Origin of the sequence: Pseudomonas sp. B21-031, assembly GCF_024748985.1 — a bacterium.
In the GTDB taxonomy this organism is placed as follows: Bacteria; Pseudomonadota; Gammaproteobacteria; order Pseudomonadales; family Pseudomonadaceae; genus Aquipseudomonas; species Aquipseudomonas kermanshahensis.
This window is the reverse complement of record NZ_CP087181.1, coordinates 3,362,546-3,387,028: the sequence shown is the minus strand read 5'-3', so window position 1 is coordinate 3,387,028 and position 24,483 is coordinate 3,362,546. Positions and strand designations below refer to the sequence as shown.

At 63.5% G+C, this 24,483-nt stretch carries 28 protein-coding genes; 17 read left to right on the top strand and 11 right to left on the bottom strand.

Features of this window, described 5'->3' with window-relative positions; translation table 11 throughout:
• Positions 1-10: 10 nt before the first annotated feature.
• The gene (locus LOY53_RS14895) at positions 11-316 is read right to left on the bottom strand and encodes a hypothetical protein (protein WP_027596411.1); all 306 of its coding nucleotides are present in this window, start codon (positions 314-316) and stop codon (positions 11-13) included.
• A 232-nt stretch (positions 317-548) separates the two neighbouring features.
• On the opposite strand from LOY53_RS14895, the gene LOY53_RS14890 reads away from it, so the two are divergent.
• The 5 genes from LOY53_RS14890 (at position 549) to LOY53_RS14870 (ending at position 4,263) form a co-directional block, all read left to right on the top strand.
• Entirely contained in the window at positions 549-773 is a 225-nt protein-coding gene (locus tag LOY53_RS14890; RefSeq protein WP_027596412.1) for a hypothetical protein, read from the top strand.
• A gap of 74 nt (positions 774-847) precedes the next feature.
• Positions 848-1,444 carry a paraquat-inducible protein A gene (locus LOY53_RS14885; RefSeq protein ID WP_252824585.1) on the top strand — a complete coding sequence of 199 codons (597 nt, stop codon included), beginning with the start codon at positions 848-850 and terminating at the stop codon, positions 1,442-1,444.
• Positions 1,441-2,085, top strand: coding sequence for a paraquat-inducible protein A (locus tag LOY53_RS14880; RefSeq protein WP_258702861.1), 645 nt, complete (start codon positions 1,441-1,443; stop codon positions 2,083-2,085). Before LOY53_RS14885 ends, LOY53_RS14880 begins: the two co-directional genes overlap by 4 nt.
• On the top strand, positions 2,069-3,709 hold the full coding sequence (locus LOY53_RS14875) for an intermembrane transport protein PqiB (protein WP_258702860.1): 1,641 nt from the start codon (positions 2,069-2,071) through the stop codon (positions 3,707-3,709). Before LOY53_RS14880 ends, LOY53_RS14875 begins: the two co-directional genes overlap by 17 nt.
• Positions 3,710-3,732: 23 nt before the next feature.
• A complete protein-coding gene (locus LOY53_RS14870) occupies positions 3,733-4,263 on the top strand; it encodes a membrane integrity-associated transporter subunit PqiC (protein ID WP_258702859.1) in 531 nt (176 codons plus the stop codon).
• A gap of 10 nt (positions 4,264-4,273) precedes the next feature.
• Here the strand turns inward: LOY53_RS14870 and LOY53_RS14865 are convergent, their stop codons facing one another.
• The 4 genes from LOY53_RS14865 to LOY53_RS14850 are packed head-to-tail and all read right to left on the bottom strand — an operon-like array spanning position 4,274 to position 6,632.
• The gene (locus LOY53_RS14865; RefSeq protein WP_258702858.1) at positions 4,274-4,741 is read right to left on the bottom strand and encodes a DoxX family protein; all 468 of its coding nucleotides are present in this window, start codon (positions 4,739-4,741) and stop codon (positions 4,274-4,276) included.
• 10 nt (positions 4,742-4,751) lie between these two features.
• Positions 4,752-5,507: a DNA-binding domain-containing protein gene (locus tag LOY53_RS14860; RefSeq protein ID WP_258702857.1), complete on the bottom strand. Its 756-nt coding sequence runs from the start codon at positions 5,505-5,507 to the stop codon at positions 4,752-4,754.
• Positions 5,504-6,337 carry a DUF692 domain-containing protein gene (locus tag LOY53_RS14855; RefSeq protein WP_258702856.1) on the bottom strand — a complete coding sequence of 278 codons (834 nt, stop codon included), beginning with the start codon at positions 6,335-6,337 and terminating at the stop codon, positions 5,504-5,506. The genes LOY53_RS14860 and LOY53_RS14855 overlap by 4 nt, the downstream gene beginning before the upstream one ends.
• Before the next feature lie 16 nt (positions 6,338-6,353).
• Positions 6,354-6,632: a DUF2282 domain-containing protein gene (locus tag LOY53_RS14850; protein ID WP_027596420.1), complete on the bottom strand. Its 279-nt coding sequence runs from the start codon at positions 6,630-6,632 to the stop codon at positions 6,354-6,356.
• Between the two features lie 167 nt (positions 6,633-6,799).
• On the opposite strand from LOY53_RS14850, the gene LOY53_RS14845 reads away from it, so the two are divergent.
• Both LOY53_RS14845 and LOY53_RS14840 read left to right on the top strand, forming a co-directional pair.
• Positions 6,800-7,387: a sigma-70 family RNA polymerase sigma factor gene (locus LOY53_RS14845; RefSeq protein WP_252824574.1), complete on the top strand. Its 588-nt coding sequence runs from the start codon at positions 6,800-6,802 to the stop codon at positions 7,385-7,387.
• Positions 7,374-8,015, top strand: a complete 642-nt coding sequence (locus LOY53_RS14840; RefSeq protein ID WP_252824572.1) for a DUF1109 domain-containing protein — start codon at positions 7,374-7,376, stop codon at positions 8,013-8,015. The genes LOY53_RS14845 and LOY53_RS14840 overlap by 14 nt, the downstream gene beginning before the upstream one ends.
• Before the next feature lie 164 nt (positions 8,016-8,179).
• Here LOY53_RS14840 and LOY53_RS14835 read toward each other — a convergent pair whose 3' ends face one another.
• Entirely contained in the window at positions 8,180-8,671 is a 492-nt protein-coding gene (locus tag LOY53_RS14835) for a DUF1543 domain-containing protein (protein ID WP_258702855.1), read from the bottom strand.
• Between the two features lie 135 nt (positions 8,672-8,806).
• Here LOY53_RS14835 and LOY53_RS14830 point away from each other — a divergent pair, with 135 nt between their 5' ends.
• The 10 genes from LOY53_RS14830 to LOY53_RS14785 all read left to right on the top strand — a co-directional run bounded on the left by LOY53_RS14830 (position 8,807) and on the right by LOY53_RS14785 (position 20,037).
• Positions 8,807-9,484: a thermostable hemolysin gene (locus LOY53_RS14830; protein ID WP_258702854.1), complete on the top strand. Its 678-nt coding sequence runs from the start codon at positions 8,807-8,809 to the stop codon at positions 9,482-9,484.
• The gene (locus tag LOY53_RS14825) at positions 9,474-10,937 is read left to right on the top strand and encodes an AMP-binding protein (RefSeq protein WP_258702853.1); all 1,464 of its coding nucleotides are present in this window, start codon (positions 9,474-9,476) and stop codon (positions 10,935-10,937) included. Before LOY53_RS14830 ends, LOY53_RS14825 begins: the two co-directional genes overlap by 11 nt.
• An 8-nt stretch (positions 10,938-10,945) precedes the next feature.
• The gene (locus tag LOY53_RS14820; RefSeq protein WP_252824564.1) at positions 10,946-11,635 is read left to right on the top strand and encodes a TenA family transcriptional regulator; all 690 of its coding nucleotides are present in this window, start codon (positions 10,946-10,948) and stop codon (positions 11,633-11,635) included.
• Entirely contained in the window at positions 11,622-12,428 is an 807-nt protein-coding gene (locus LOY53_RS14815; RefSeq protein ID WP_258702852.1) for an SDR family oxidoreductase, read from the top strand. Before LOY53_RS14820 ends, LOY53_RS14815 begins: the two co-directional genes overlap by 14 nt.
• Complete coding sequence (locus LOY53_RS14810; protein WP_027596428.1) at positions 12,425-13,066, top strand: tetratricopeptide repeat protein; 642 nt, start codon at positions 12,425-12,427, stop codon at positions 13,064-13,066. The genes LOY53_RS14815 and LOY53_RS14810 overlap by 4 nt, the downstream gene beginning before the upstream one ends.
• Positions 13,067-13,068: 2 nt before the next feature.
• The gene (locus LOY53_RS14805; RefSeq protein ID WP_099453843.1) at positions 13,069-13,731 is read left to right on the top strand and encodes a response regulator; all 663 of its coding nucleotides are present in this window, start codon (positions 13,069-13,071) and stop codon (positions 13,729-13,731) included.
• Positions 13,728-15,092, top strand: coding sequence for an ATP-binding protein (locus tag LOY53_RS14800; protein WP_258702851.1), 1,365 nt, complete (start codon positions 13,728-13,730; stop codon positions 15,090-15,092). Before LOY53_RS14805 ends, LOY53_RS14800 begins: the two co-directional genes overlap by 4 nt.
• A gap of 215 nt (positions 15,093-15,307) precedes the next feature.
• Positions 15,308-16,495 carry a porin gene (locus LOY53_RS14795; RefSeq protein ID WP_258702850.1) on the top strand — a complete coding sequence of 396 codons (1,188 nt, stop codon included), beginning with the start codon at positions 15,308-15,310 and terminating at the stop codon, positions 16,493-16,495.
• Between the two features lie 145 nt (positions 16,496-16,640).
• Positions 16,641-17,804, top strand: a complete 1,164-nt coding sequence (nosP, locus tag LOY53_RS14790; protein WP_027596432.1) for a nitric oxide-sensing protein NosP — start codon at positions 16,641-16,643, stop codon at positions 17,802-17,804.
• Entirely contained in the window at positions 17,734-20,037 is a 2,304-nt protein-coding gene (locus LOY53_RS14785; RefSeq protein WP_258702849.1) for a PAS domain-containing hybrid sensor histidine kinase/response regulator, read from the top strand. The genes nosP and LOY53_RS14785 overlap by 71 nt, the downstream gene beginning before the upstream one ends.
• On the opposite strand, the gene LOY53_RS14780 is transcribed toward LOY53_RS14785, so the two are convergent.
• The 5 genes from LOY53_RS14780 to LOY53_RS14760 form a co-directional block, all read right to left on the bottom strand.
• Positions 20,034-20,699: a response regulator transcription factor gene (locus tag LOY53_RS14780; RefSeq protein ID WP_027596434.1), complete on the bottom strand. Its 666-nt coding sequence runs from the start codon at positions 20,697-20,699 to the stop codon at positions 20,034-20,036. The genes LOY53_RS14785 and LOY53_RS14780 overlap by 4 nt on opposite strands.
• A gap of 57 nt (positions 20,700-20,756) precedes the next feature.
• Positions 20,757-21,317 (bottom strand): PQQ-dependent catabolism-associated CXXCW motif protein, encoded by a 561-nt coding sequence (locus LOY53_RS14775; RefSeq protein ID WP_252824556.1) that lies wholly within the window; start codon positions 21,315-21,317, stop codon positions 20,757-20,759.
• Between the two features lie 615 nt (positions 21,318-21,932).
• Positions 21,933-22,724 carry an ABC transporter permease gene (locus tag LOY53_RS14770; protein ID WP_252824554.1) on the bottom strand — a complete coding sequence of 264 codons (792 nt, stop codon included), beginning with the start codon at positions 22,722-22,724 and terminating at the stop codon, positions 21,933-21,935.
• On the bottom strand, positions 22,724-23,470 hold the full coding sequence (locus LOY53_RS14765; RefSeq protein WP_099453847.1) for an ABC transporter ATP-binding protein: 747 nt from the start codon (positions 23,468-23,470) through the stop codon (positions 22,724-22,726). The genes LOY53_RS14770 and LOY53_RS14765 overlap by 1 nt, the downstream gene beginning before the upstream one ends.
• Positions 23,467-24,456 carry a YVTN family beta-propeller repeat protein gene (locus LOY53_RS14760; RefSeq protein WP_252824553.1) on the bottom strand — a complete coding sequence of 330 codons (990 nt, stop codon included), beginning with the start codon at positions 24,454-24,456 and terminating at the stop codon, positions 23,467-23,469. The genes LOY53_RS14765 and LOY53_RS14760 overlap by 4 nt, the downstream gene beginning before the upstream one ends.
• Positions 24,457-24,483 lie beyond the last annotated feature (27 nt).

Sequence of the window (24,483 nt, the reverse complement as noted above, 5' to 3'; positions counted from 1 at the left end):
GCCAAAGGCATCAGCGATCTTCATCCCGTTGCTGAGCATCCCCGTGGTCGGCCTGGCCACCCATACGGCCCTTGTCGGCGGGGTCTTGGCGGTTGGCTTGGTCAGTGCCGGGCTGCCCACCTTGGCGCCCCGTGTCAGTTGAGCGATCCCAGTCCTTGTTCATCTTGTCTTCAGGTTTCTGTCCTGGTTGCTGGCCGCCTTTCTGTTTGTCGGGCATGTCGCCCCCGGCACCCTGGCCGCCTTTCTGCCCGGCATCGCCGGCACCGGTATTGGCGTTGCCGCCTTGGTTTGCACCCCAGTCTTGATTGTTCGCCATGACTGCATACCTCTGTTCACACACAGGAAGGTCTGTGTTCAGTTGTGACTTCGGGGCAATCTTGGGCGGTGCATTTATTGTTGGGGATTCTGACAAAACGCCTGAACAACCGCCGGCCCGGTATTTATGGCTCCAATAATCCTGAGCTTTTTGGGTTTAACCGCATTCTTTGCATGAGCCAACTTGAGTCTTTCCCATATGCAGACTAATACTAAAGAACTGCCGGAGAGGGCTGATTATGCACATGCGCTTCGTTGTGGTTCCCGCGGTACCTCGCCATAAAGAGATCTTCCCTCGGCGCATTGGTTTTCCCAGTGCCTTGGGGGAGGGCTATGACCTTTACGATACGCAAGAAAAGGTGCGCCTCAGCCTGAGCTTTTCGACGCGCGCCGAAGCCGAGTTCGAATGTGCGGCGCGTAATAGCTGCCAAGATCCCCAGCAAGCAAATTTCGCCTGAGCAAGGTGCTTGAGCAGATTGCCGACCCGTTGTCTACGCTATCTGCCAGGTAAGCGCCAATTCGGGGGGCACGCATGGCCCAGGCGGATGATGTGATCATTTGCGAGTACTGCGACGCCGTGTACCGGCGCACGCCTTTGCACCGTCATCAAAGTGCCTGCTGCCAGCGCTGCGGCGGTGTGCTTTATCGCCACAACCCACTAAATGTTCAGCAGCGCCTGGCGTTGTGCATCACCGGCGGGGTACTGCTGGTCTTCGCCAACGCCTACCCGGTGATGACCATCAGCATGAGCGGCTTGAGCAATTCGGCGACCTTGTGGGATTCAGTGCTGATCCTCAGCCACGGCAGCATTACCTTTATCGCCCTGGTGCTGGCGCTGGCGGTCATCTTTGCCCCAGTGTTGCAGATTGCCCTGTTGTGCTGGGTGCTAGGGTTTGCCCTGGGCAGGCGCCGCGCGCCGGGTTTTGCCGCCTGCATGCGGGCGCTGGAGGGGTTGCGACCCTGGAGCATGCTGGAGGTGTGCTTGCTGGGCGCCATGGTGGCGGTGATCAAGCTGGCGGGGCTACTCGAGGTGATCCCGGGGATTGGGCTGATCGCGCTGGCGGCGTTGAGCGTGTTGATGATCTTCATTGCCGGCCGCGATATTCGCGACTTGTGGGTGCAGGTATGAGCGCCCCGGCGCTGGCCGACCAACTGCACCTGTGCCTGTGCCACGGCTGCGGCCAGGCCTGCGACCTGCGCCAAGGCCTGCACCAGTGCGACCGCTGCGGCGCGCCGCTGCACCGGCGCAAGGCCAACCCGATCGCCCGGGGCTGGGCATTTCTGTTTGCCGCGCTGATCTTCTACGTGCCGGCCAATGCGCTGCCGGTGATGCGCACCGAGATGCTCGGCCAGGGCAGCGACAGCACCATCGTTGGCGGGGTGCTGGAGTTCTGGGAGGCGGGCGCCTGGGACATCGCACTGATCATCTTTATCGCCAGTATCGGTGTGCCGGGCATCAAGTTCGTGTCCCTTGGCCTGCTGCTGTTCACTGCTCAGCACCGCAGCCAGTGGGCGCGCCGCCAGCGCTCGCAACTGTTTCGCTTCGTCGAGCTGATCGGCTACTGGTCGATGCTCGACGTCATGGTGGTGGCGTTGGTGGCCGCGCTGGTGCAACTGCGCGGGCTGGGCACCATCGAGCCGCGACCGGGCATCCTGTTCTTCGGCCTGGTGGTGGTACTGACCATGCTCTCGGCCATGAGCTTCGACCCACGCCTGATCTGGGACGACCATCCACACGACGGGGAGCACCACGATGGCGCTGGAGACTGAGAACCCTGCTGGGCCCGGCCAGGCGCAGGTACGCACACGCCGCTTCAGTGTCTCGCTGGTGTGGATCGTGCCGATTTTGGCGCTGCTGGTGGGCGCCTCGCTGGTGGTGCGCAATTGGATGGAACAGGGGCCGGTGATCTCGATTTCCTTTCGCAGCGGCGAGGGGCTGGTGGCGCACAAGACCCAGGTGCGCTACCGCAGCGTGGTGATCGGCGAAGTCACCTCGGTGGAGCTGGCGGCGGACCACAAGAGCGTGGTGGCCAAGGTGGAGCTGTCGAAAGAGGCGGAGTCGTTTGCCACCGAAAGCGCCCGCTACTGGGTGGTGCGCCCGCGTATTGGCGCCGGTGGCATATCCGGGGTCGACACCTTGCTGTCGGGCAGTTTCATCGGCGCCGATGCTGGCGAGTCGAAAAAGCCCGCGAAGACCTTCGTCGGCCTGGAATCGCCGCCGGCCATAACCTATGGCGAGAAGGGCAAGCGCTTCGTGCTCAGCGCCAATGACCTCGGCTCGCTGGATATCGGCTCGTCGATCTATTTTCGCCGGATCCCAGTGGGCGAGGTGGTGTCCTACGCGCTGCAGCCCGATGGCAGGGGCGTGGACATCGACATCTTCGTGCAGGCCCCCTATGACGCGTTCGTCACCCTCGACACGCGCTTCTGGAACGCCAGCGGCATCGACATGCAGCTTGGCGCCAACGGGCTGAAGGTCGAGACCCAGTCGTTATCGTCGATTCTTATGGGCGGCTTGGCCTTCGGCACGCCCGAATATGCCGTTGCAGCCGAGCCCGCCGCCGACCAGCAGGCGTTCGAGCTGTTCGTCGACCGCGATGCGGCCCTCGCACCGCCGACTGGCAGCCCACAGTACTTGCGCCTGCGCTTCGACCAGTCGATGCGCGGGCTGACGGTGGGCGCGCCGGTGGAGTTCAAAGGGGTTGAATTTGGCAGGGTGACGTCGATTACGTTGGATTACGACCCGCAGAAACAGATTTTCCCTGTGGTAGTCGATGCGGCGATCTACCCGAAACGCTTGGGGCCGGTGCACCAGAAAATGCTCAAGGTGTTCAAGCACACCGAAGGCGACGCCGCCGGTGCCCGGCAACTGATCGGCACGTTCGTCGAGCACGGCCTGCGTGCCCAGGCGCGCAGTGGCAACCTGATCACCGGGCAGATGTACATCTCGCTGGACTTCTACCCCGAGGCGCCGAAGGTCGCCTTCGACATGAGCGCCGACCCGATCGTCATCCCCACCGTGCCCGGCAGCCTGGAAAAACTCCAGGAGCAGTTGCAGGGTGTGGTCGAGCGCATCGGCAAGCTGCCGCTCGAAAGCATTGCCGGAAATCTGGACGGCACGCTGCGCGAACTGCGCAGCGCGGCCAAACGCGTCGATGGGCAAACCCTGCCTGGGCTGACGACCACACTGGATGAACTGCAGAAAACCCTGCGCACGGCCAATTCAGCGATCTCCGAGAACTCGCCGCAGCGGGAGAAACTCGGTGACACGCTGCAGGAGCTGGAGCGTATGTCCCGTTCGCTGAGGGACCTGGCGGATTACCTCGGCCGTCATCCCGAATCGCTCATTCGCGGCCGGCCAAAAGCGGCAGGCGCGGACGACGTGCAACCCTGACCACGCCCAAGGAGTGAGAGCCGATGCGCACGTTGCCTACCCTGTTGCTGGCCACGCTGGTGGTGCTGACCGCGGGCTGTCGCAGCGCGCCCAACAACTACCACACGTTGGTCGCTGCGCAGCCCAACCATGCGGCGGGCGAGAAGATCCTAGTCGAGCGGGTCAGCATGCCGCCGCAGGTGGACCGCCCGCAGTTGGTGATCCGCCAGGGCACGAGTAGCCTGGTGATCCTCGAGACCGAGTGGTGGGGCGCCAACCTGGTCGATGAGTTCCGCAGTGCCTTGCAGGACCAGCTAGGCGGGCCGGTCGGCGGCACGCCCCGCGCCCTGCTTAGGGTGGATGTGCAGCGCTTCGACTCGGTCCCTGGCCAGTACGCACTGCTGGAGGCGGTGTGGCGCTTGAAGCGCCCCGGGCAGGACGAGATCAACTGCCGCACCTCCGTGCAGACCCCCGCGCAAAACAGCGTCGGCAGCCTGGTTGGCGCCCAGCAGGCCAACCTGCAGAAGCTCGCCAGCGCCGTGCGTGCCAGTGCGTCGGGTTGCCCTAGGTCTTAATAGGCCGCGTTCAGCGCAGCCGCAATACGCGGTCCAGTGACAGCGCGCCAGCGCCCTTGGCCACCAGCAACAGCAGCAGGCCCGCCCAGGACAGGTGGGTAGGCCAGGCGTCCGGGTAGACGAACACCTCGATCACCGTGGTCATGCCCAGCAGGGCCAGCGCCGAAAGCCGGGTAAACAGGCCAAGCACCAGCAGCAGCGGGAACAGGTGCTCGGCATAGGTCGCCAGGTGGGCCGCGAGCCAGGGTGAGACCAGTGGCAGCGCATACTCGCTCTGGAACAACTCATAGGTACTGGGCGTGATGCTCAGAAGGCCCTCCACCTTGGTCCGGCCAGACATGAAGAACACCGAGGCGATACCCAGGCGTGCGACCAGGCACAGCACGGTGTCGTTGAGCAGCAATTGCAGGCGGTCGGCCAGGCTGTTCCAGCGTTGGCGCAGGCTGATTGCCGGGGCATTGGGGCGCAGGGTGTCCATGGCCACTCCTTCATGCGAATGAGAGTGGGCGAAAGACCCGGGCTTGCATCAGGCGGCCGAGCAGGTCGCTGAAGTCCAGGTCGGGTTGGCGTTGCTGGGCGTATTGCGACGCGGTTTCCAGCGTATGGCCTGCCGCGCAGGCATCCAGAAAGGCGCAACCACCGGCTTCCAGCGGCTGATGGCTGACGCCGTCGAGGCCGCCGCTTAGCAGCACGCCTTCGGCCACCCACGGTTGCGAGGCCGACCACGGCAGGCCTTCACGGCTGCAGCGCCACAGGCTGAGCACCGGGTGCGGATCGAACCACTGCCAGCGTACGCTCTGGCGTGGGGCCAGGTAGCTGTGCATCAAGTCGCTGGCGGTCATGCCAGACAAGTCGGTGAGCGCCAGGCAAGGGTCTTCGGTAGCGCTGAACGCTTCACTCCAGTAGAAGTCCAGGCGTGCCACATCGGCCAGGTAGGGCAGCCCATGGCTGGCCTGCAACTGTTCCAGAAACGCCGCAAAGCCCGCACCGTAGTGGATCAGCCGGGCATCGTCCGGGAGGGACTGCTGGGCGTAGGCGGTCGCGGCCTCCCGCATCCAATCGGCGCCGACCAAGGTCTCGACGGTGGGGAAGTTAGCCCGCAGCGCGTCGACGCAACCGGCCAGCACGGTATTGCGGTAGACCGCGAACGCCGCTTGCCCGGTCAGGCTTTGCAGCGCCGGGGAAGGGCGCTGGTAAAGCGCGTCGATGAAGGCGTCCTGGAACTGGCCGAGGGGCAGGTTCATGGCAAGTCTCCTGCAGACGTGAGGGTGGTTTGGGCGATGGCGCGTTCGGCAAGCAAGTCGTCGAACGCCGGTAGGTTACCGTCGCGCTCGATCAGCGTCGGGCGTGGGCCGATACGCGCGATCAAGCGGCGGAACAGCGCCCAAACAGGTTCGGCAATCGCGGCATCGTGCGAGTCGATCAGCAGCGCGCCCTGCGCGTCGTGGCTGTGCCCGGCCAGGTGCACTTCGCTGATGGCCTGGGCAGGGAAGCGGTCCAGATAGGCCGCAGCGTCGAAACCCAGGTTGTGTGCGCTGACATGCACGTTGTTGACGTCCAGCAGCAGGGTGCACCCAGTGCGGCGCACCAGTTCGTCGAGAAAATCGATCTCGTCCCACTCATGCCCTTGCAACTGCAGGTAGTGGCTGGGGTTTTCCAGGGCGATTGACCGCCCCAGTGCATCCTGAGTGCGCAGGATATTGTCGCTGATGCGCGTTAGCGCTTCGCTGCAACGGGGAAACGGCAGCAGGTCGGGGTGGTATTGGCCGCGCCAGGTGGACCAGGCCAGGTGCTCGGACACCAGTGCTGGCTTTACCTGGTCGATCAGCGTGCGCAAGCGGCGCAGGTGGGTGGCGTCCGGCTCGGCGTCCGCTGCCAGTGACAGCGCCACACCATGCAGCGACAGCGGATGGCGCTCGGCCATGCGCTGCAGCCAGGCCAGGCGCGGGCCGCCGACCATGTAGTTTTCCGGATGGACCTCGTACCACAGGCCTTCAGCGTTGCACGCCAGGGCCTGGGCATAGTGCTCGGCCTTCAGCCCTAGCCCAGCGCCCAGGGGTAAGTTCCGGTTCATGGTCGGCGGCCTCTGCTCAGGACTTGATCGGGGTCAGCGACCCCATGCCGTTGGGGGTCTTGATCGACGTGCAGGTACCGGCCGGGACGTTCTTCCAGTGCATGCCGTCGTAGTCCTTTTTCGCGCTGCCGGCGCAGGTGGTGCCCGCGCCGGCCTTGCAATCGTTTTTGCCGGCCATGGCGACGCCGTAGCATTTTTCCATGGCGGTACCCGTGCCGGCGGTGGTGCCGGCGAAGGCGACACTGGCCATTGAAGCGAGGGCCAGGGCGGCGGTGGCGAGGGCGAGGGTTTTCATGAGGGTGTCTCCAGAGGATGGGGCCCGGGTGTTGTACCGAAGGCTCATTGAGTAGTTCGCGGCGATCGTTGCCCGGGTTACAGGCCGACGAAAATTTTTTTCCAGTGGCCGTGGCTCATCTAAGGTTCGATAAAAGAAACCTTCCGACGGTGTAACCCAGGCGCCCAATGCAACGAACTAACCCACAGGACCTCCTCGCCGCTCGCGAGACGCAGTTGCAGGGTTTGCTGCTGCGCGGGCTGGCGGGTGATGCGCACGCCTACCGCGAATTTCTCGCGGCACTGGCGCTGCACGTGCGGGGTTTTCTCAAGCGGCGCCTGCAACAGCGCCCGGCCGAGGTCGAAGACCTGTTGCAGGAGGTGTTGCTGGCCGTGCATAACGCGCGGCAAACCTATCAGCCGCAACAGCCGCTGACGGCCTGGGTGCAGGCAATTGCCCGCTACAAACTGGCGGATTACCTGCGCCGCTACGCGCATCACGATGCGCTGCACGACCTGCTGGACGACGACAGTGACCTGTTCGCCGCCAGCGACGAAGCGCCAGCCCAGGCCAGCCGAGACCTGGGTAAACTGCTGGGGCAGTTGCCGGAGCGCCAGCGCTTGCCGATCGTCCACGTCAAGCTCGAGGGCCTGTCGGTGGAGGAGACCGCGCGTATCACCGGGCTCTCCAGTTCGGCAGTCAAGGTAGGCATACACCGTGGGCTCAAGGCCTTGGCCAGGCTGATTCGAGGCAGTGAAGACGATGAAAACCGATGAACTGATTACCCTGCTGGCCGCTGGCGAAGGGCCGGTGGACCGCCATGCCCTGGCGCGGCGCCTGGCCCAGGCGTTGCTCGCGGGCGTGCTCGCCGCAGTAATGATGACAGTGGCCCTCTATGGCGTGCGCAGCGACCTTGCCGACGTGGCGCGCACGCCGTTGTTCTGGGCCAAGCTGGCCTTGCCTGGCAGCCTCGCGCTGCTTGCGCTATGGCTCACGCAACGTTTGGCCCGGCCGGGTGTGAAGGGAGGGCTGGCCTGGTGGCTGCTGGGGCTGCCGTTGCTGCTGGTCTGGCTGGGCGCGGCGATCAGCCTGTCGGGCGCCCCGGTCGAGGCCCGTGCAGAGTTGATCTTCGGCCGTACCTGGCGCACCTGCGCGTTGAATATCTCGCTGCTGAGCGTGCCGGTGTTCATCGCCGTGTTCTGGGCAGTGCGCGGCCTGGCCCCAACACGGTTGCGCCAGGCTGGTGGCGCCGCTGGGCTACTCGCTGGTTCGACTGCAACCTTGGCCTATTGCCTGCACTGCCCGGAAATGCAGGTGCCGTTCTGGGGGACCTGGTACCTGTTGGGCATGCTGGTCCCCACGTTGGTGGGGGCGTTGGCAGGGCCCCGGTTGTTGCGCTGGTGAGAGGCAGCGAAAACGCTAAAGCCCACGCGAATGTGTTAACAAATCGGCTGTTCTTCGCGAAAACGATAACGGTCAGAACAATCGAAGGGACTCTGTGATCCGTTGTTGCGAGATTTAGTCGCGCGTCATCTGCACGGAACGTACAGGCGTTGATGACCTGTCAATCAAATCAGAATGTAATCGCTACGTTGCACAATGCCGTCATGCTCCCCCTCAACCAGGTGCACATAGCGCCCTTCCAGCAGATCAATCGGTAAGCAATCGTCGACATCGAGCACCGCGTCGGTATGGGGTTTCAACCATCCCGCCGCCATACGCTGCTTCCCCAGTTGCTTGGCGGCGGCTTTGTCAGTAGCAGCCACTAACAGGTAACGGTGAGCTTCACCAAACACCTGCCGCTCGTAGCCCCCCAGGTTCAGGAAGAACAGGCGCATGGCCCCGGGCGGTGGCGCTGCCTGGCTGAATTCGATGCGATAACCCTCCACCCCGTGCACTTCCAGCCAGGAGTCGATGTGCAACCCTTTGCGGCTGCCGAACCAGGCGTTGCGCAAGAGGGGGTAGGTTTGCTCCAGCGAGTCGGCCTGGGCAAATACCACATCGTGAACTTCGATGCTGGCGCGGGAGTGGCGTCCGCCGAGCATGACGACGTAGAGCATGGAATAACCTGTAGTTTGACAGTGACAATGACCAGCATGCGTGGCGTCTGCCCGATCAGCAAGTCCATCTGACTTCAGATTCCTTTCAGATTCACGCCGGATACTCCCCTCATCGAATCCCACGGGGGGCGTTTCATGAACCCGCATCAATGGAGCAGCCTGCTCCCGCTGCGTATCGGTTGTCACGTCGACCACCATGCCCAACTGTCCCTGCAACTGGAGCCTGATGCAGGGCGTCGTGACCTTGAGCACTTCATTCATCAGTGTTTTCAGAGCGTGCATCACGCCGATGTGCACCATTACCTGCCTGAACTCCTGGCGTTGCATGACAGCCATGGGCGGATGATTGCCGCCGCAGGCATACGCCCGGCCAGCAGTGGTACGCTGTTTCTCGAGCGTTACCTGGACGAGCCACTGGAGGCAGCGGTTACCCGCGTGGCCGGCTACGCGCTGGCGCGGGAGAGCATGGTCGAGGTGGGCAACCTGGCCTCGCTGAGTGCTGGCAGTGCACGCATCATGATCATTGCCGTGACCTGGCTGCTGGCCACGCGCGGTTTGCAATGGGTGGCATTCACGGGGGCGGCCACGCTGATCAACAGCTTCCAACGCCTCGGGCTGATGCCTACGGTGCTGGCTGCGGCCGACCCTGAGCGGTTGGGCGAGCAGATGGACCGCTGGGGAACCTATTACGACCAGCATCCGCAGGTGTTCGCCGGCAACATCGGGCTCGGTTTCGAGGCGCTGAGCAAGGCTGGCGTGTTTCAGCGCCTGGGTCTGCCATCGATCATCGAGGAGACCGGCCATGCCGCATGAGCTGGAGTACTTCCGTCAGTTGCTGTTCAAGTATGCAAGTGAGCAGGAGCGGGCCGTAGCCGTGCAAGGTGTAGCAGGGCGCTTCACCTTCCGGCAACTGCTGGCTGAAGTCGAAGCACGGGCCCACACCTTGCGTGCGCAATCGAGAGGCCCGCTGGTATTGGCCCTGGATAACGGCCCTGAACTGCTGTTCTGGGACTTGGCGGCGTTGTTTGCCGAGCGCCCTTGCGTGATCGTGCCTGGGTTCTTCAGTACTGCACAGTTCAGGCATTGCATTGAGCAAAGCGGCGCCAGCCATGTGCTGTGCGAGGCGCAGTGGATAGATACGCTCGCCGAGCTGGGGTTTGTCCAGCAGGACGCGTTTTGGGCCCGGCCTGTCGGTGCGGGGGGGGCGCTGCCCAGCGGTACAGCCAAGATCACTTACACCTCTGGCAGCACGGGCCAGCCCAAAGGCGTTTGCCTGGGCGCCGATGCCATGCTGCGCGTGGCCCGGGAACTGGAAGCAGCCAGCCGGCCGAGCGCCCCCCAGCGCTATCTGGCGGTGCTGCCGTTTGGCGTGCTGCTGGAAAACCTTGGCGTGTACGCCGCGCTGATCGCAGGGGCATGCGTGCAACTCTATCCCCAGGTGCAATTGGGCATGGGGGGCGCGAGCCAGGTCGACTTCAAGCGCTTGCTGAGTGCCATTGCCCTGAGCGGCGCCCAAAGCCTGATTCTGGTGCCGCAGCTGTTAATGGGGCTGATTACCGCGATCGAGCGCGGCCTGATGCGGGTGGGGCCGCTGCGCTTCGTCGCGGTCGGGGGCGCGCGGGTTTCGCCCATCCTGCTGGCGAGGGCCGAAGCGATCGGCCTACCGGTGTTCGAGGGCTATGGCCTGTCCGAGTGTGCTTCGGTGGTGGCGTTGAACCGCCCCGGCGCCCAGCGCCTCGGCAGTGTCGGCAAGCCACTGCCCCATGTGCAGGTGCGCATCGCCGACGACGGTGAGGTGCTGGTGGCAGGTTCGCTCCTGCTCGGCTACCTGGGCGAAGCCCCTGTGTCCACGCCATGGTGGGCCACCGGTGACCTCGGCTATGTCGATCAGGATGGCTACCTGTACCTGAACGGGCGCAAGAAGCACCAGTTCATCACCAGTTTCGGGCGCAACGTCAACCCTGAGTGGGTGGAGGCCGAACTGACCCAAAGTGGTGTCATCGCCCAGGCGTTCGTGCACGGCGAGGGCATGCCGCGCAATGTGGCACTGCTCTGGCCACTGGATCCCAGTACCCCTGATGCCACGATCGACCAGGCCGTGCAGCACAGCAATGCGTCACTGCCGGACTACGCCCGGGTTCATGCCTGGCGACGCCTGCCCAGCCCCCTCAGCTGCGCCGATGACACCCTGACCGCCAATGGCCGACCACGGCGCGAGGCCATTTTGCAGCACTACCAAGGCTTGTTATCCGACATCCCATTGTGAGGTTCGCCATGTCCTTTTTCGACACGCTGCAACTGCAAACCACCGACGAGCGCCAGGCACTGTTCAGTGTGCCGGTGATCCGTGAAGCCCTGGCCGGCCAGGTCAGCCTGGACAGCTACGTCGCCTTCCTGACCCAGGCGTATCACCATGTGCGTCACACCGTGCCACTGATGATGGCGTGCGGCGCACGCTTGCCATCACGCCTGGAGTGGCTACGCGGGGCCGTGTGCGAGTACATCGAGGAGGAGTACGGCCACGAGCAGTGGATTCTCAACGATATCGATGCCTGTGGGGGTAACTGCGAAGCGGTGCGTGACGGCCGGCCGGCAATGGCGATCGAATTGATGGTCGCCTACCTCTACGACCTGATCGCCCGCGGCAACCCGGTCGGGTTGTTTGGCATGGTCAATGTGCTTGAAGGCACCAGCATTGCCTTGGCGACTCATGCCGCCGGTAGCATCCAGCGCACCCTGGCGCTGCCGGACAAGGCGTTCAGCTACCTCAGTTCGCACGGTGCGCTGGATCAGGACCATATGGTCACCTACAAGCGCCTGATGGACCGCCTGGACACTGCTGACGATCAGCAAGCGGTGGTCCACGCCGCCAGGGTGGTGTACCGCCTGTACACCGAGATGTTCCAGGGGTTGCCGCGTGGCAGCCAGCTGGGCCAGCAAGAGGTGCACCATGCGCTTGTCTGAATCCGTGGTAGTCCTGACCGGCGCCAGCGGCGGTATTGGCCTGCAATTGGCCGAGCAGTTGTGCGCTTCCGGTGCCCGGGCACTGGCGGTGAGCCGGCAGATGGGCAAGCTCGCCAGCCTGATGAACCGCTACCCTGACAGGCTGCGCTGGCAGTCGGCCGACCTGCGTACCCCAGACGGCCGTGAGCAGGTGCTCGCCCGTGCCCGGGACATGGGCGGTGTCAACGTGCTGATCAACGCTGCCGGCGTCAATCGCTTTGCCTTGCTCGACCAGCTGGACGAGCAGGCCCTCGACGAACTGCTGGACATCAATATCAAGGCGGCCTTGCAGCTCACGCGTGTCTGCCTGCCACTGCTGCGTGCGCAACCCAAGGCGCTGGTGGTCAATGTCGGCTCTACCTACGGTTCTATCGGCTACCCGGGTTATGCCACTTACTGCGCCAGCAAATTTGCCCTGCGTGGGTTCTCCGAGGCACTGCGCCGCGAACTGGCCGATACCTCGGTGAACGTGCTGTACGCGGCCCCCAGGGCGACCCGCACGGCGATGAACAGCAGTGCAGCCACGGCGCTCAACGAAGCGCTGAAGGTCGGCATGGACGACCCCGCCGACGTGGCCCGCGCCGTCCTGCAGGCGGTTCAGTCCGAGCGCAGCGAGCTCTACCTCGGCTGGCCAGAAAAGCTCTTCGTGCGCATCAACGGCATGCTGCCCGGCGTGGTGGACCGCGCTCTGCGCAAGCAACTGCCGGTCATTCGTCGCTACATCGGTAGCCATTCCAAGGAGTCGCTCAAATGAAACGTCTGTTCGTTGTCGGGCTGCTGGCCTTCACACCCCTGACCTGGGCGCTGGACCAGGCGGGCACGCAGCAGTTGGCCGCGCTGCAGCAACGCTGGGCGCAGATCCAGTATCAGACGCCCAAGGACAAGCGCGCGGATGCCTTCGAAAAACTGTCGACCGACGCCTCGGCCTTGGTCCACCAGCACCCAGGGTCGGCCGAACCCTTGATCTGGGACGGCATCATCAACAGCAGTTGGGCCGGGGCCATCGGCGGCCTCAGTGCGCTGGGCAAGGTCAAGGCCGCCAAGGCCAGCCTGGAACAGGCGATGGCAATGGACCCCACCGCCTTGCAAGGTTCCGCTTACACCAGCCTGGGGACCTTGTACGACCAGGTACCCGGCTGGCCCATCGGCTTCGGCGACAGTGACAAGGCTGATGCCTTGCTGCGCAAGGCGCTGCAGATCAACCCCAACGGTATCGACAGCAATTACTTCTGGGCCGATCATCTTTACCGGCAAAAACGCTATGCCGAAGCCACCGCAGCCCTTCAGAAAGCGCGGCAGGCGCCCCCTCGGCCAGGGCGTGAACTGGCCGACCAGGGCCGGCGTGGTGATATCGATGCTTTACTCAAAGCCATCAAGGACAAACAGGACTGAACATGCGGCTGCTGCTGGTTGAGGACGACACCGCACTGGGCGAGGGAATTTGCGACGGCTTGCGCCAAGAGGGGTACACCCTCGACTGGTTGCGCGATGGCGTGAGCGGGCTGCATGCCCTGCAGCACGAGACATTCGACCTGGCCATCCTCGACCTGGGACTGCCGCGCTTGGACGGTATCGAGTTGCTGCGCCGGCTCAGGGCGGGGGGCGACAGCCTGCCGGTGCTGGTGCTCACCGCCCGTGATGCCACCGAGGACCGCATCGTCGGGCTGGATGCTGGCGCCGACGACTACCTGGTCAAGCCGTTCGACCTCAACGAGCTCAAGGCCCGCCTGCGCGCGCTGCTCAGGCGCAGCGCCGGTCGGGCCAAGGTGCTCATCGAACACGCCGGAGTGACCCTTGACCCCAGCACTCAGCAGGTTCACTACAACGGCCTGCCCGTGGTCTTGACGCCCAAGGAGTACCGGTTGCTGCACGAGTTGCTGGCGCAGCCGGGCAAGGTGTTCACCCGTGAGCGCCTGACCCAGTTGCTGTACGGCTGGGACGAGGAACCGGAGAGCAATACCCTGGAGGTGAACATCTACCAACTGCGCAAAAAACTGTTCAACGGCCTGATCCGCACCGTTCGCGGCATCGGCTATCTGGTCGAGGGCAAGGTATGAGCTCACTGCGTCAACGCACGCTGTGGCGGGTGATGCTGCTGATGTTGATCGGTACAGGGCTGCTGGCGCTGTACAACTACCATGACAGCCGGCGCGAGATCAATGAGGTCTACGATGCCCACCTGGCGCAGAATGCAAGGCTGCTACAGGGGGTGATGAGCTTGCCGGTGCAGGAGGGCAACCGCGAGCAACTGTATCGCGCGTTCAACGAGGCACTGAGCAAGGCCGGGCGCCACCGGGTTGGGCACCCTTACGAAAGCAAACTGGCGTTCCAGGTCTGGGGGGACGGGGCAGGGCTGCTGGTGCACACGCCCAGTGCACCGACACTCGACCCACCGCCCACGGCGCCGGGTTTTTATGATTTTTCCAGCGAGGGCGAGCAATGGCGCGGTTTCGTTCTGCCAGTGCCGGAAAAGCACTGGATGATCTGGGTGGGCGAGCGCGATGATGTGCGCTTCGACCTGATTGACCGCATCGTGCGCCATACGTTGTTCCCGTTCCTGTTGGGCAGCCTGGGCTTGGCGTTGTTGGTCTGGGCCGCCATTGGCTGGGGCCTGCGCCCGTTGCAGAACATGGCCAATGTCATTCGCGCACGGCATGCCGACTCGCTCGAACCCCTGCAACTGGTGCCGCTACCGTCGGAGCTGGAACCCATGCAGGCCGCCATCAACCGCCTGTTGGCGCACATCGAAGACCTGCTGCGCCGTGAACACCGGTTCATTGCCGATGCGGCCCATGAAATGCGCACGCCGCTGGCCATCCTGCGCCTGCATGCGCAGAACGCCCAGGCCGCCAATACCGATGCCGAGCGGCAGAAAGCCTTGGGCTACCTGATTGGCGGCGTCGACCGCCTGACCCGGGTGGTCAACCAGTTGCTGACCCTGGCCCGGGTCGAACCGCGCCTCGGTCAGCGTGCCACCATCGAGGTCGATCTGGGCGAGGTCGTCACCGATATCCTGGCAGAGCTCACCCCCTGGATACTGGACCGCGGCCTTGAGCCATCGCTGGAGATTGGCGCGGGTGATCTTCGCTTGGCGATCGATGCTGCCGCGTTGGGTATCGCATTGCAGAACCTGGTCTCCAACGCGGTGGAACACTCGCCACCCGGCGGGCGTATCACGGTTTCGCTCAAGCGCTTGGGCAGTCGCTTCGAGCTGACTGTCGAAGACGAAGGCTCGGGCATCGACAAGGCCAGCCTCACCCGTGTGTTCGAGCGTTTCTACAGCCGCAACAGCCCGAATGGCGCAGGGCTTGGGCTCTCGATCGTGGCCACCATCATCGAACGGATGGGCGGGCAGGTGCGCCTGGACAACCGCGCCGACGGCGGGTTGGCCGCAACATTGTCACTGCCCTTGCTGTAAACGGGCGCTTCAGCCTGGGGTATTGATCCTTCGCTGATCATCAGGCGTACACCCTTGGTGTTGCCTCCTGGCCTAAGCCGGTCTCGGGCCTTAATCATCGCGCCACGCGCGCCGGCCCAAAGCAGCCTGCAACCCCCTCCAAGGCAGCGTACCGAGCGGTATGCCCGCTTCTGATAATCGCCTCCAACACCGAGCCCACGTTTTTGGAGCGCGTCATGCACAACAACAATAAGAAACTATCGCCTCGTATCCTGACGGCTGTCATCGCCAGCCTTTCGACCCTGGGCCTGAGCGGCGTCGCCGAGGCCGAGATCATGCTGTACGACAAGGACCAGACCACGTTTTCCACCGACGGCTACATCAATGCCTTTTACGTCAACAGTGATGTCGACCGGGCGGGTGATCAATTCGATCGCCGCCAGTCACGGGTGAAGATGGGTTTTTTGCCCAACTACCTGGGCTTCAACATGGGTAAACAGATGGATGACCTGAAGCTCGGGGCGCGTGCCTCGTTCTGGGTGACCATCAACGACAGCGAAACCAACGGCACCGACACCGCCATCGACGTGCGTCAGTTCTACGGCACCGTGGCCAACCCCGAGTGGGGCGAGGTGCTGATCGGCAAGGACTTCGGGCTGTTTGCGCGTTCCAACATTCTGCTGGACGAGCTGCTTGCCGGTTACGGTCAGGTCAGTGACAGCCTGGGGCTGGTGGACGGCGGCGGGGTATCGTTCGGCAACATCGGCAGCGGTTACCCGTACCCGTTCCCCACCTCGCAGATCACCTACCGCACACCGGTGATGGATGGCCTGCGGGTGGCGGTGGGCATCATGGACCCGGTGGACACCAACGACAGTAGCCCGACCGGCAAGGCTTATCAGGAAAACCCCCGCACCGAGAGCGAGATCACCTACCAGTTCGACCTGGCCGGCGCCAAGATCTACAGCTGGATCAATGGCAGCTACCAGACCTCGGACAACACCGACTCGACGGTCAAGTCGATCACCTCCAAAGGTGTCGGCTATGGCGTGCAGGCGAAGATGGGCGGGCTGTCGCTCACCGGCTCCGGCTTCCAGGCCAAGGGTATCAACCCGTTCTTCACCAACAACGCCGGCGAGCCGACCCTGCGCAATGTCGACAGCGACGGCTACCTGCTGCAAGGGTCGTACAAAGTTGGCAAAAACCGCCTGGCGTTGTCCTACGGCAAGACCAAGGACGATGGCAACGGGGTGGTGGGCAGTGGCGCGGATTACGAGACTCGCGGTGTGGCGCTGTTTCATGACGTCAACGACAACCTCACGTTGGTGGCCGAGTACAACCAGTTTTCCATTGATGGGCATGACACCAGCGATCAGAACGAAGACACCGATACCCTTGCATTGGGGGCGGTGCTGACCTGGTAGACCGCTGGGGCCGCGAAGCGGCCCCAGCAATTGCACGTGCAACCCATACTCCCATGGAACCGCCCACCCGCTACCCAAGTAGCATTCGCCCTCCGGGGAGTCCTACGTACACTCAACCTTCAGACAACCCGCGCCGGAGACCACGATGCAGCAGGCCCAGAACGACGGTGTGGTCAGCGCCATGTCCCAGGCAACCGATGCGCGGCTTGCAGCCCAGGACCTGGCGCGGCAGCTGCTGCACCCGCACCTGGGGTTCGTGCTGTTCTTCTGTTCTGCCGAATATGACCTGCAGGAACTGGGCGAGGCCCTGGAACAAGGTTTCGGCGGCATTCGCCTGGTGGGCTGCACCAGTGCCGGCGAAATCACCCCGCTAGGCTACGGCCGTAATTGCGTGACGGCGCTGGGGTTCGATCATCGGCAGTTTTCCATCGCCACCGAACTGATCGATGAAATGGAACGCTTCAGCCTGATCGACGCCCAGCAGATGGTCGAACGGCTGGTCGGCACCTGCCGCAGCAATACCCTCGCGCCGATCAAAGGCCACAGCTTTGCCTTGACCCTGCTCGACGGCTTGTCCAGCCGCGAGGAGATGTTCCTTGGCGCCCTGAGCGCGGCATTGGGGGACATTCCGCATTTTGGCGGGTCGGCCGGCGACGACAATTACCTGACCCGTACCCACGTGTACTTCGGCGGGGCGTTCCACAGCGGCGCGGCGGTAGTGGTGCTGGTCAATACCTGGCTCGACTTTGAAGTGTTCACCACGCACCACATCCTGCCGCGTGATGAAAAGCTGGTGGTGACCGGCGCCGACAGCGCTCAGCGGCGGGTCTTCGAACTCAATGCCGAACCCGCTGCCGAGGAATACGCCCGGCACATCGGCGTGCCGGTGGCCGAGCTCGATCACCGGGTATTCGCTGCCCACCCGTTGGCGGTGCGGATTCACGATCAGTATTACGTCCGGGCAATCCAGCAGGTGCACCCGGACCTGAGCCTGAGTTTCTACTGTGCGGTGGAAAACGGCATCGTGCTCACGGCCATGACACCGGGCCCGCTGTTGCCAAAGCTGCACACCCTGTTCGACGGGCTGCACCAGCGCCTGGGCCCCTTGCTGCTGACCATTGGCTGCGACTGTTTCCTGCGGCGCCTGGAATTGGAAGCGCACGACGGCCTGGAGCAGGTCGGCGCGTTCTTGCGCGAGCAGCGGGTGATGGGCTTCAACACCTATGGAGAACAGTTCAATGGCATGCATATCAACCAGACCTTCACCGGGGTCGCCATTGCCCGCAACCGGCCACCCGTCAGCCGCTGAACTGCAGGCCGAGGTCGTTCGGCTGCAGCATGAGAACCGCAAGCTGCAGCGCATCAACACTGCGCTGATCGAACGCGTCGAGTCGGGCGTGACCCGCGGCAACGACCCCTACGCGGCATTCCAGCACTCGGTGGTGCTGGCTGAGCAGGTCCGCGAACGCACTGACGCCCTCAACCAGGCCATGGCCGAGCTCAAGGCCGGTAACCACCTGCTCAGTGAAGCGCGGCTGCGGGCCGAGACCGCCCACCAACACTTGATCGACGCCATCGAAAGCATCTCCGACGCCTTCGTGCTGTTCGACCAGAACCAGCGCATCGTGCTGTGCAACAGCCGTTTCAAGGCGTTCTGGGCCAACAGCCGGGTGCGGATCATCGCCGGCATGCGCTTGGCCGAGGTCAAGCAACTGATGACCGCCAGCGGGGTGTTCACCGAAGAGCCCCGCGGGCCGGCCGATGAGCACCTGCTGTACCGCCTGCAGAGCGGGCGCTGGCTACAAGTCAGCGAACGGCCTACTTGCGAAGGTGGGCGGGTGTTCCTGTTCACCGACATCACCGAGGTCAAGCTCAGCGAGACCTTGCGCCGCGAGCAGGCGGTGGCGCAGAAATCGCAACTGATTCGTCTGATCACCGACCATGTTCCAGCGCTGATTGCTTACCTGAATGCCGACCTGGTCTACGAATTCACCAACAAGGTGTATGAGGAGTGGTACTGCTGGCCCCGCGGCGTGATGTTGGGCCAAAGCCTGCGCGAGGCCCACAGCGAGTCGCATTACCAACGCCTGGAGGCCTACGTGGCGCGCGCGTTGGCGGGCGAGAGCGTGACCTTCGAGTTTGCCGAAAACAACATCAACGGCCAGGAGCGCTACATGCTGCGCTCCTACGTCCCCAACCGCCTGGCCAATGGCGAAGTGGTGGGGATCTTCGTGTTGATCCGCGACATTACCGAGCGGCGCAAGAGCGCCGAGGCGCTGCACCAGGCATACCAGAACCTTGAACAACGGGTGCGCGAGCGCACCGCCGAGCTGACCAGCCTCAACGACCAGTTGCTGCGCGAGATCGATGAGCGCAGCCGGGCCGAATCACGGTTGCGCGAGGCCAAGCGCGAGGCCGAGCAGGCCAACCTGTCGAAGACCAAATTTCTCGCTGCGGTCAGCCATGACCTGCTGCAACCCCTGAACGCGGCGCGGCTGTTCACCAGCGCGTTGCTCGAACGCCGCGAGCCGCACCAGAGTGTTCAACTGGTGCGCAACGTCAGTAATTCCCTGGAGGACGTGGAAAACCTGTTAGGCACCCTGGTGGATATTTCCAAGCTGGACGCCGGGGTGATCAAGGCCGATATCGCCCCCTTCGCCCTTAGCGAACTGATGGACAATTTGGCCGCCGAATACGCCCAGGTGGCGCGCAGCGAAGGGCTGGAGCTGCACTTCGTGGGCTGTTCGGCCTTGGTGCACAGTGATATCCAGCTGTTGGCGCGGATCCTGCGCAACCTGCTCAGCAATGCCATCCGCTACACCCGCAGCGGCCGCGTGGTGCTGGGCTGTCGGCGCCAGCGCCGGGGCCTGTGGATCGAAGTCTGGGACAGCGGGATCGGCATTGCCGAAGAGCGCCTGGACGAAATGTTCCAGGAGTTCAAACGGGGCGATGTACAGCGCCCGGACCAAGACCGTGGCTTGGGCCTGGGCCTGGCGATCGTGGAAAAGATCGCGGGCATTCTCGGCCATCGGATTCGGGTGCGTTCCTGGCTCGGCAAAGGCTCTGTGTTCGCCGTCGAGGTGCCGCTGAGCGCAACCGCGCCCAAGGCCCCGCCGAGCCTGGCCATCAGCGAGCCGATGCTCGAACGCCTGCGCGGTGCGCGGGTGTGGGTGCTGGATAACGATGCGGCGATTTGCGCCGGCATGCGCACCCTGCTGGAAGGGTGGGGTTGCCGGGTGGTCACTGCGCTGTCGGAGGAAGACCTGGCGCGGCAGGTGGACAACTACCACGCCGAAGCCGACTTGTTGATCGCCGACTACCACTTGGACAACGACTGCAATGGTGTCGATGCCGTGGCGCGGATCAGTGCCCGCCGCGCCGTACCGATTCCGGCATTGATGATTACCGCCAACTACAGCAATGAACTCAAGCAACAGATCCGCGAGCGGGGCCACACCCTGATGCACAAGCCGGTGCGGCCAATGAAACTCAAGGCGGCGATGAGCCATTTGCTGGCCAACAGCCCCGGTCAGCCGCTTTAACGGCGCAGGTAGTCGCCGAAGTCGATATCGCCAGCACTGAGGATGGCCTGTACCCGGTTGTGCACGTTGAGTTTGCGCAAGATCGCCGAAACGTGGGCCTTGACCGTGGTTTCGGCGATGTCCAGGGTGTAGGCGATCTGCTTGTTCGACTCGCCTTTGGTCATGCGCTCGAGCACCAGCAATTGCTTGCGGGTCAGGGCCTGGAGCATCTCCGGCGGGAAGCTTGGGGTATCGCTCTGGCGCCGGCTGGTGCTGCTTTTGTTGGCGCGAATGATGTCGGGTGGCAGGTACACATTGCCGGTGAGGATCTGCTCGATCGCTTCGATCATCTGCGAACGTGGCGACGACTTGGTGATGAAACCCACGGCGCCATAAGTGATGGCCTGCAGCACGATTTGTTTTTCCTGCTCGGCCGAGACGATCACCACCGGTGTGGTCGGTGCCTCGTTGCGCAGGGTGATCAGGCCATTGAGGCCGTGCATGCCGGGCATGTTCAGGTCGAGCAGGATCAGGTCGAGGTCGTCATGTTCCAGGGTCAGCGCCAGGGCGCTGTCCAGGTCGGCAGTCTCCATGACTTCGCTGCCTGGGAAACCATCGCTGATGACGTTGTGGATGGCTTCGCGAAACAGTGGGTGATCGTCGGCAATCAGAATTTTGTACATGGCCTTTTCACCTCGTTTTTATTGGATGGGGCGCGCACGCGTTTACCGGTGGTGAGTTCAGGGGAAGGGCTCTGGCTGGGCTGGCTGCAGTGGCAGGTTGGCGGCTTCCCAGGCGTCGAGGCCGTCGCGGTACCAATACAGCGTCTTATAGCCCAAAGATGCTGCGCGTTTTACCGCGTTCCAGCTTAACCAGCAATCGGAGCGGCAGTAAAAGACCAGCGGTTGCTCCGGTCGGCCGGCGGTGGCTTTTTGCAGGTGGCGCACGAAATAGTCTTGCCAGGCCGGGCTCAGCTCGCCGTCGCCGGTGTTGGCCAACCAGTGGCTGCCGGGGAGGTTGGCGTGGGGTTCGTCTTCGATGAAGCGGCCTTGCAGCCATTGCCGGCGGTACACATCGACCAGCACCGGCTTGGGGTTCTGGCCCAGCAGGCTTTGCAAGGTGGCGGTGTCGATGACCTGGGCGCCCTCGACCTGGTGCGGTGTCGGACTGCGGTAGAGGGTGGTGCGATACCCCTCGGCAGAAAACAGCGGCGTGGTGTCGGCTTGGGCGACGCCCAGCAGCAGATTCAGTGAAAGGGCTGCCAGCAAAGCACGTGGCAGCCTGGGCAGGGCACGAGGCATGGGGTTTATCCTTTTTGTTATAGGCCCATTACATGCCAGCGGCGGTGCTTTGTGAATGCGACGATAGACAGTAAAGCCAGTACTAAAGTAGTAGGGCCTAACCCGCTGCTGACGCACGCCACTGTAGGAGCAGCCTTGTGCTGCGAAGAGGTCGGCAACAGCAGCGAAGATTCATTGTGTTGTCACTGGCCTCTTCGCAGCACAAGGCTGCTCCTACAGAGATTGCACATGACGATTGGCTCAGCGTCACCCCATAATCATTGCAAAGCCCTTGCGTGCGCTCAGTTATTCCTTCGCTCAGCACGACCGGTAGGAGCAGCCTTGTGCTGCGAAGAGGCCGGCAACAGCAGCGAAGATTCTCTGTGTTGTCACTGGCCTCTTCGCAGCACAAGGCTGCTCCTACAGAGATTGCACATGACGATTGGCTCAGCGTCACCCCATAATCATTGCAAAGCCCTTGCGTGTGCTCAGTTATTCCTTCGCTCAGCACGGACCGGTAGGAGCAGCCTTGTGCTGCGAAGAGGTCGGCAACAGCAGCGAAGATTCATTGTGTTGTCACTGGCCTCTTCGCAGCACAAGGCTGCTCCTACAGGGGTTTTCGCAAGGCATGAGGGGTCAGCGCGGCTTGCGCAGCGCTGCGTGCTGGGGGTTGAAGGTCAGTATCGCGAGCAGGGTGAACAGCACGGTCAGGCCCAGGCAGACCGCCAGCGCCAGTAGATTGAAGCGTTCGTACAGCGCGAAACGCACCAGTTCCACGGCGTGGGTGAAGGGGTTCAGGGCGCACAGCCAATACAGCCACTGGCTGGCCTCGCGCATCTTCCACAGCGGGTACAGCGCCGAGGACAGGAAAAACAACGGGAAGATCACGAAATTCATCACCCCGGCAAAGTTCTCCAACTGGCGAATCGCATTCGACAGCAACAGCCCCAGGGCGCTGAGCATCAGGGCCACCAGCAACAAGGCCGGTAGCGCCAGCAACAACCCCGCAGCCGGGGGCTGCACGCCATACAGCCAGGCGATGGCGAGAAACGCATAAACCTGTAGCAGGGAAATCAACGAGGTCGCCAGCAGCTTGCTGCCGAGCAGAAACGCCCGCGGCAAGGGGCTGGTCAGCAGCACGCGCATACTGCCCATCTCGCGGTCATAGACCATCGACAGCGAGCCCTGCATGCCGTTGAACAGCAGAATCATGCAGGCAAGGCCGGGGATGATGTACACCTCGTAGGGGATGTAGGTGTCGTAGGGCTCGATGATCGCTATGCCCAGGGCCGCACGAAACCCGGCGGCAAACACCAGCAACCACAGCAGAGGGCGCACCAGGGCGCTGAGAAACCGCGTGCGCTGCAACACGAAACGCAGGCATTCGCGCAGCAGGATGCCGTTGAAACATTGCCAGTAGGCGTTCATCAGGCCTTCACTCCTGGGGTGGCGCCGGGCGCGCGGGTCAGGCGCGCGAAGGCGTTGTCGAGGTCGCCGCCGTGCGCTTGGGTCAGGGCATCGGCGGTACCACTGGCGACCAGGCGCCCCTGGTGCAGGATCAGCAGGTCATCACTGGGCTGCACCTCATCCAGCAGGTGGGTGGTCCAGAGCACACTCAGCCCCTGCTCGCGGCACAGGTGCCGAAGGTGCTGGTTGAGCGCCAGGCGGCTGGCCGGGTCGAGGCCGACGCTGGCTTCGTCGAGCAACAGCAAGCGCGGTTGGTGGAGCAGGGCGCGGGCAATTTCCACCCGGCGCCGGTGCCCGATGTTCAGCGCACGAACGGGCTCGCGCCGGCGCTCGTCGAGGCCCTGGCGTTCCAGTTCGGCCTCCACCCGCAGGTTGCCCTGGCGCCGCGACAGGCCATGCAACGAGGCGTGGTAGCGCAGGTTCTGTTCGACGCTCAGGTCCAGGTCCAGGGTGCTTTGCTGAAACACCACGCCCAGCTGGCGTAAGGCCGGGCGCGCCGCGTTGCGCAACGAGCAGCCGCAGACGCGGATGTCGCCCTGTTGCACGTCGTAAAGCCGGGTGAGCAGTGCGATCAAGGTCGACTTGCCCGCGCCATTGGGGCCCAGCAACGCAGCAAAACGCCCGGGCGCCACGCTGAACCCCACGTGCTTGAGCGCCTCGCGCTGGCCGTAGGCGAAACTCACGTCACTGACGTCGAGGGTATTCATGGCGTGACCACCACGCCCCAGGGGTAGCGCCCGACCTTTACCGACTTGAGCACCTTGAGGGTTTTCGTATCGATCACCGAGACGTCGCCGCTGACCCCGTTGGTGGCCAGCAATTGGCTTTGGTCTGGGGTGAACGCCAGCTGCCAGACCCGCCGCCCAACCAGCAGGTAGTCCAGCACCTCGTAGGTCTTGGCATCGATCACCGCCACATGGTTGGCTGGGCCCAGGGCGACGAACGCGTACTGGCCATCGGCGCTGAGCTTGATGCCCACCGGCTGGACTTTGTCCGGGTGCACGCCCTTGATCTGGAAGTTCAGGGTTTTCAGCACCTGGCGCGTGGCCACGTCGAGAATGGTCACCGTGCCGCCGATTTCCGCCGAGGCCCAGAGCCGCGAGCCATCCTGGTTGAATTCGACGAAGCGCGGCCGTTGATCCACCAGGGTGCTGTCGGCCAGGGTTTGGGTGCTGGTGTCGATCCAGTGCAGCATGTTGGTGGTTTCGCTGGTATTGACGGCCCATTTGCCATCGGGACTTACCGCCATGCCCTCGGGCTCGATGCCGACGTTGATCTGCCCGAGCACTTTGTCGGTTTCGGTGTCGATCACCGTTACCAGTGCGTCGTCTTCGTTGGACACATACAGCCAGCGGTCATTGGGGTGCAGGGCGAACTGCTCGGGGTCCTTGCCGGAGGGCAGTTCCTTGATGATCTTGCGGGTGGCCACGTCCATCACCTGCACCCGGTCCGAATCGCTGGCGCAGATGTACAGCCGCTTGTTGTCGTGGGACAGCAGCAGGCCACGTGGGCGCTGGCCCACGGGCAGGGTCTCGGTAACTTCCAGGCTTTGCAGGTCGATCAGGCTGAGGCTGTTGTCCTTCTCGTTCGAGACCCAGGCGGTGGCGGCGCTGGCGTGCCCGGTGGCAAGCGCCAGCGCGCCGACCAGCAGGGTGGGGAGAAGCACAGGCCGGTAGCAAAGGGGGTGACGCATGGCGGAATCCTTTTTTTGTGATTATCG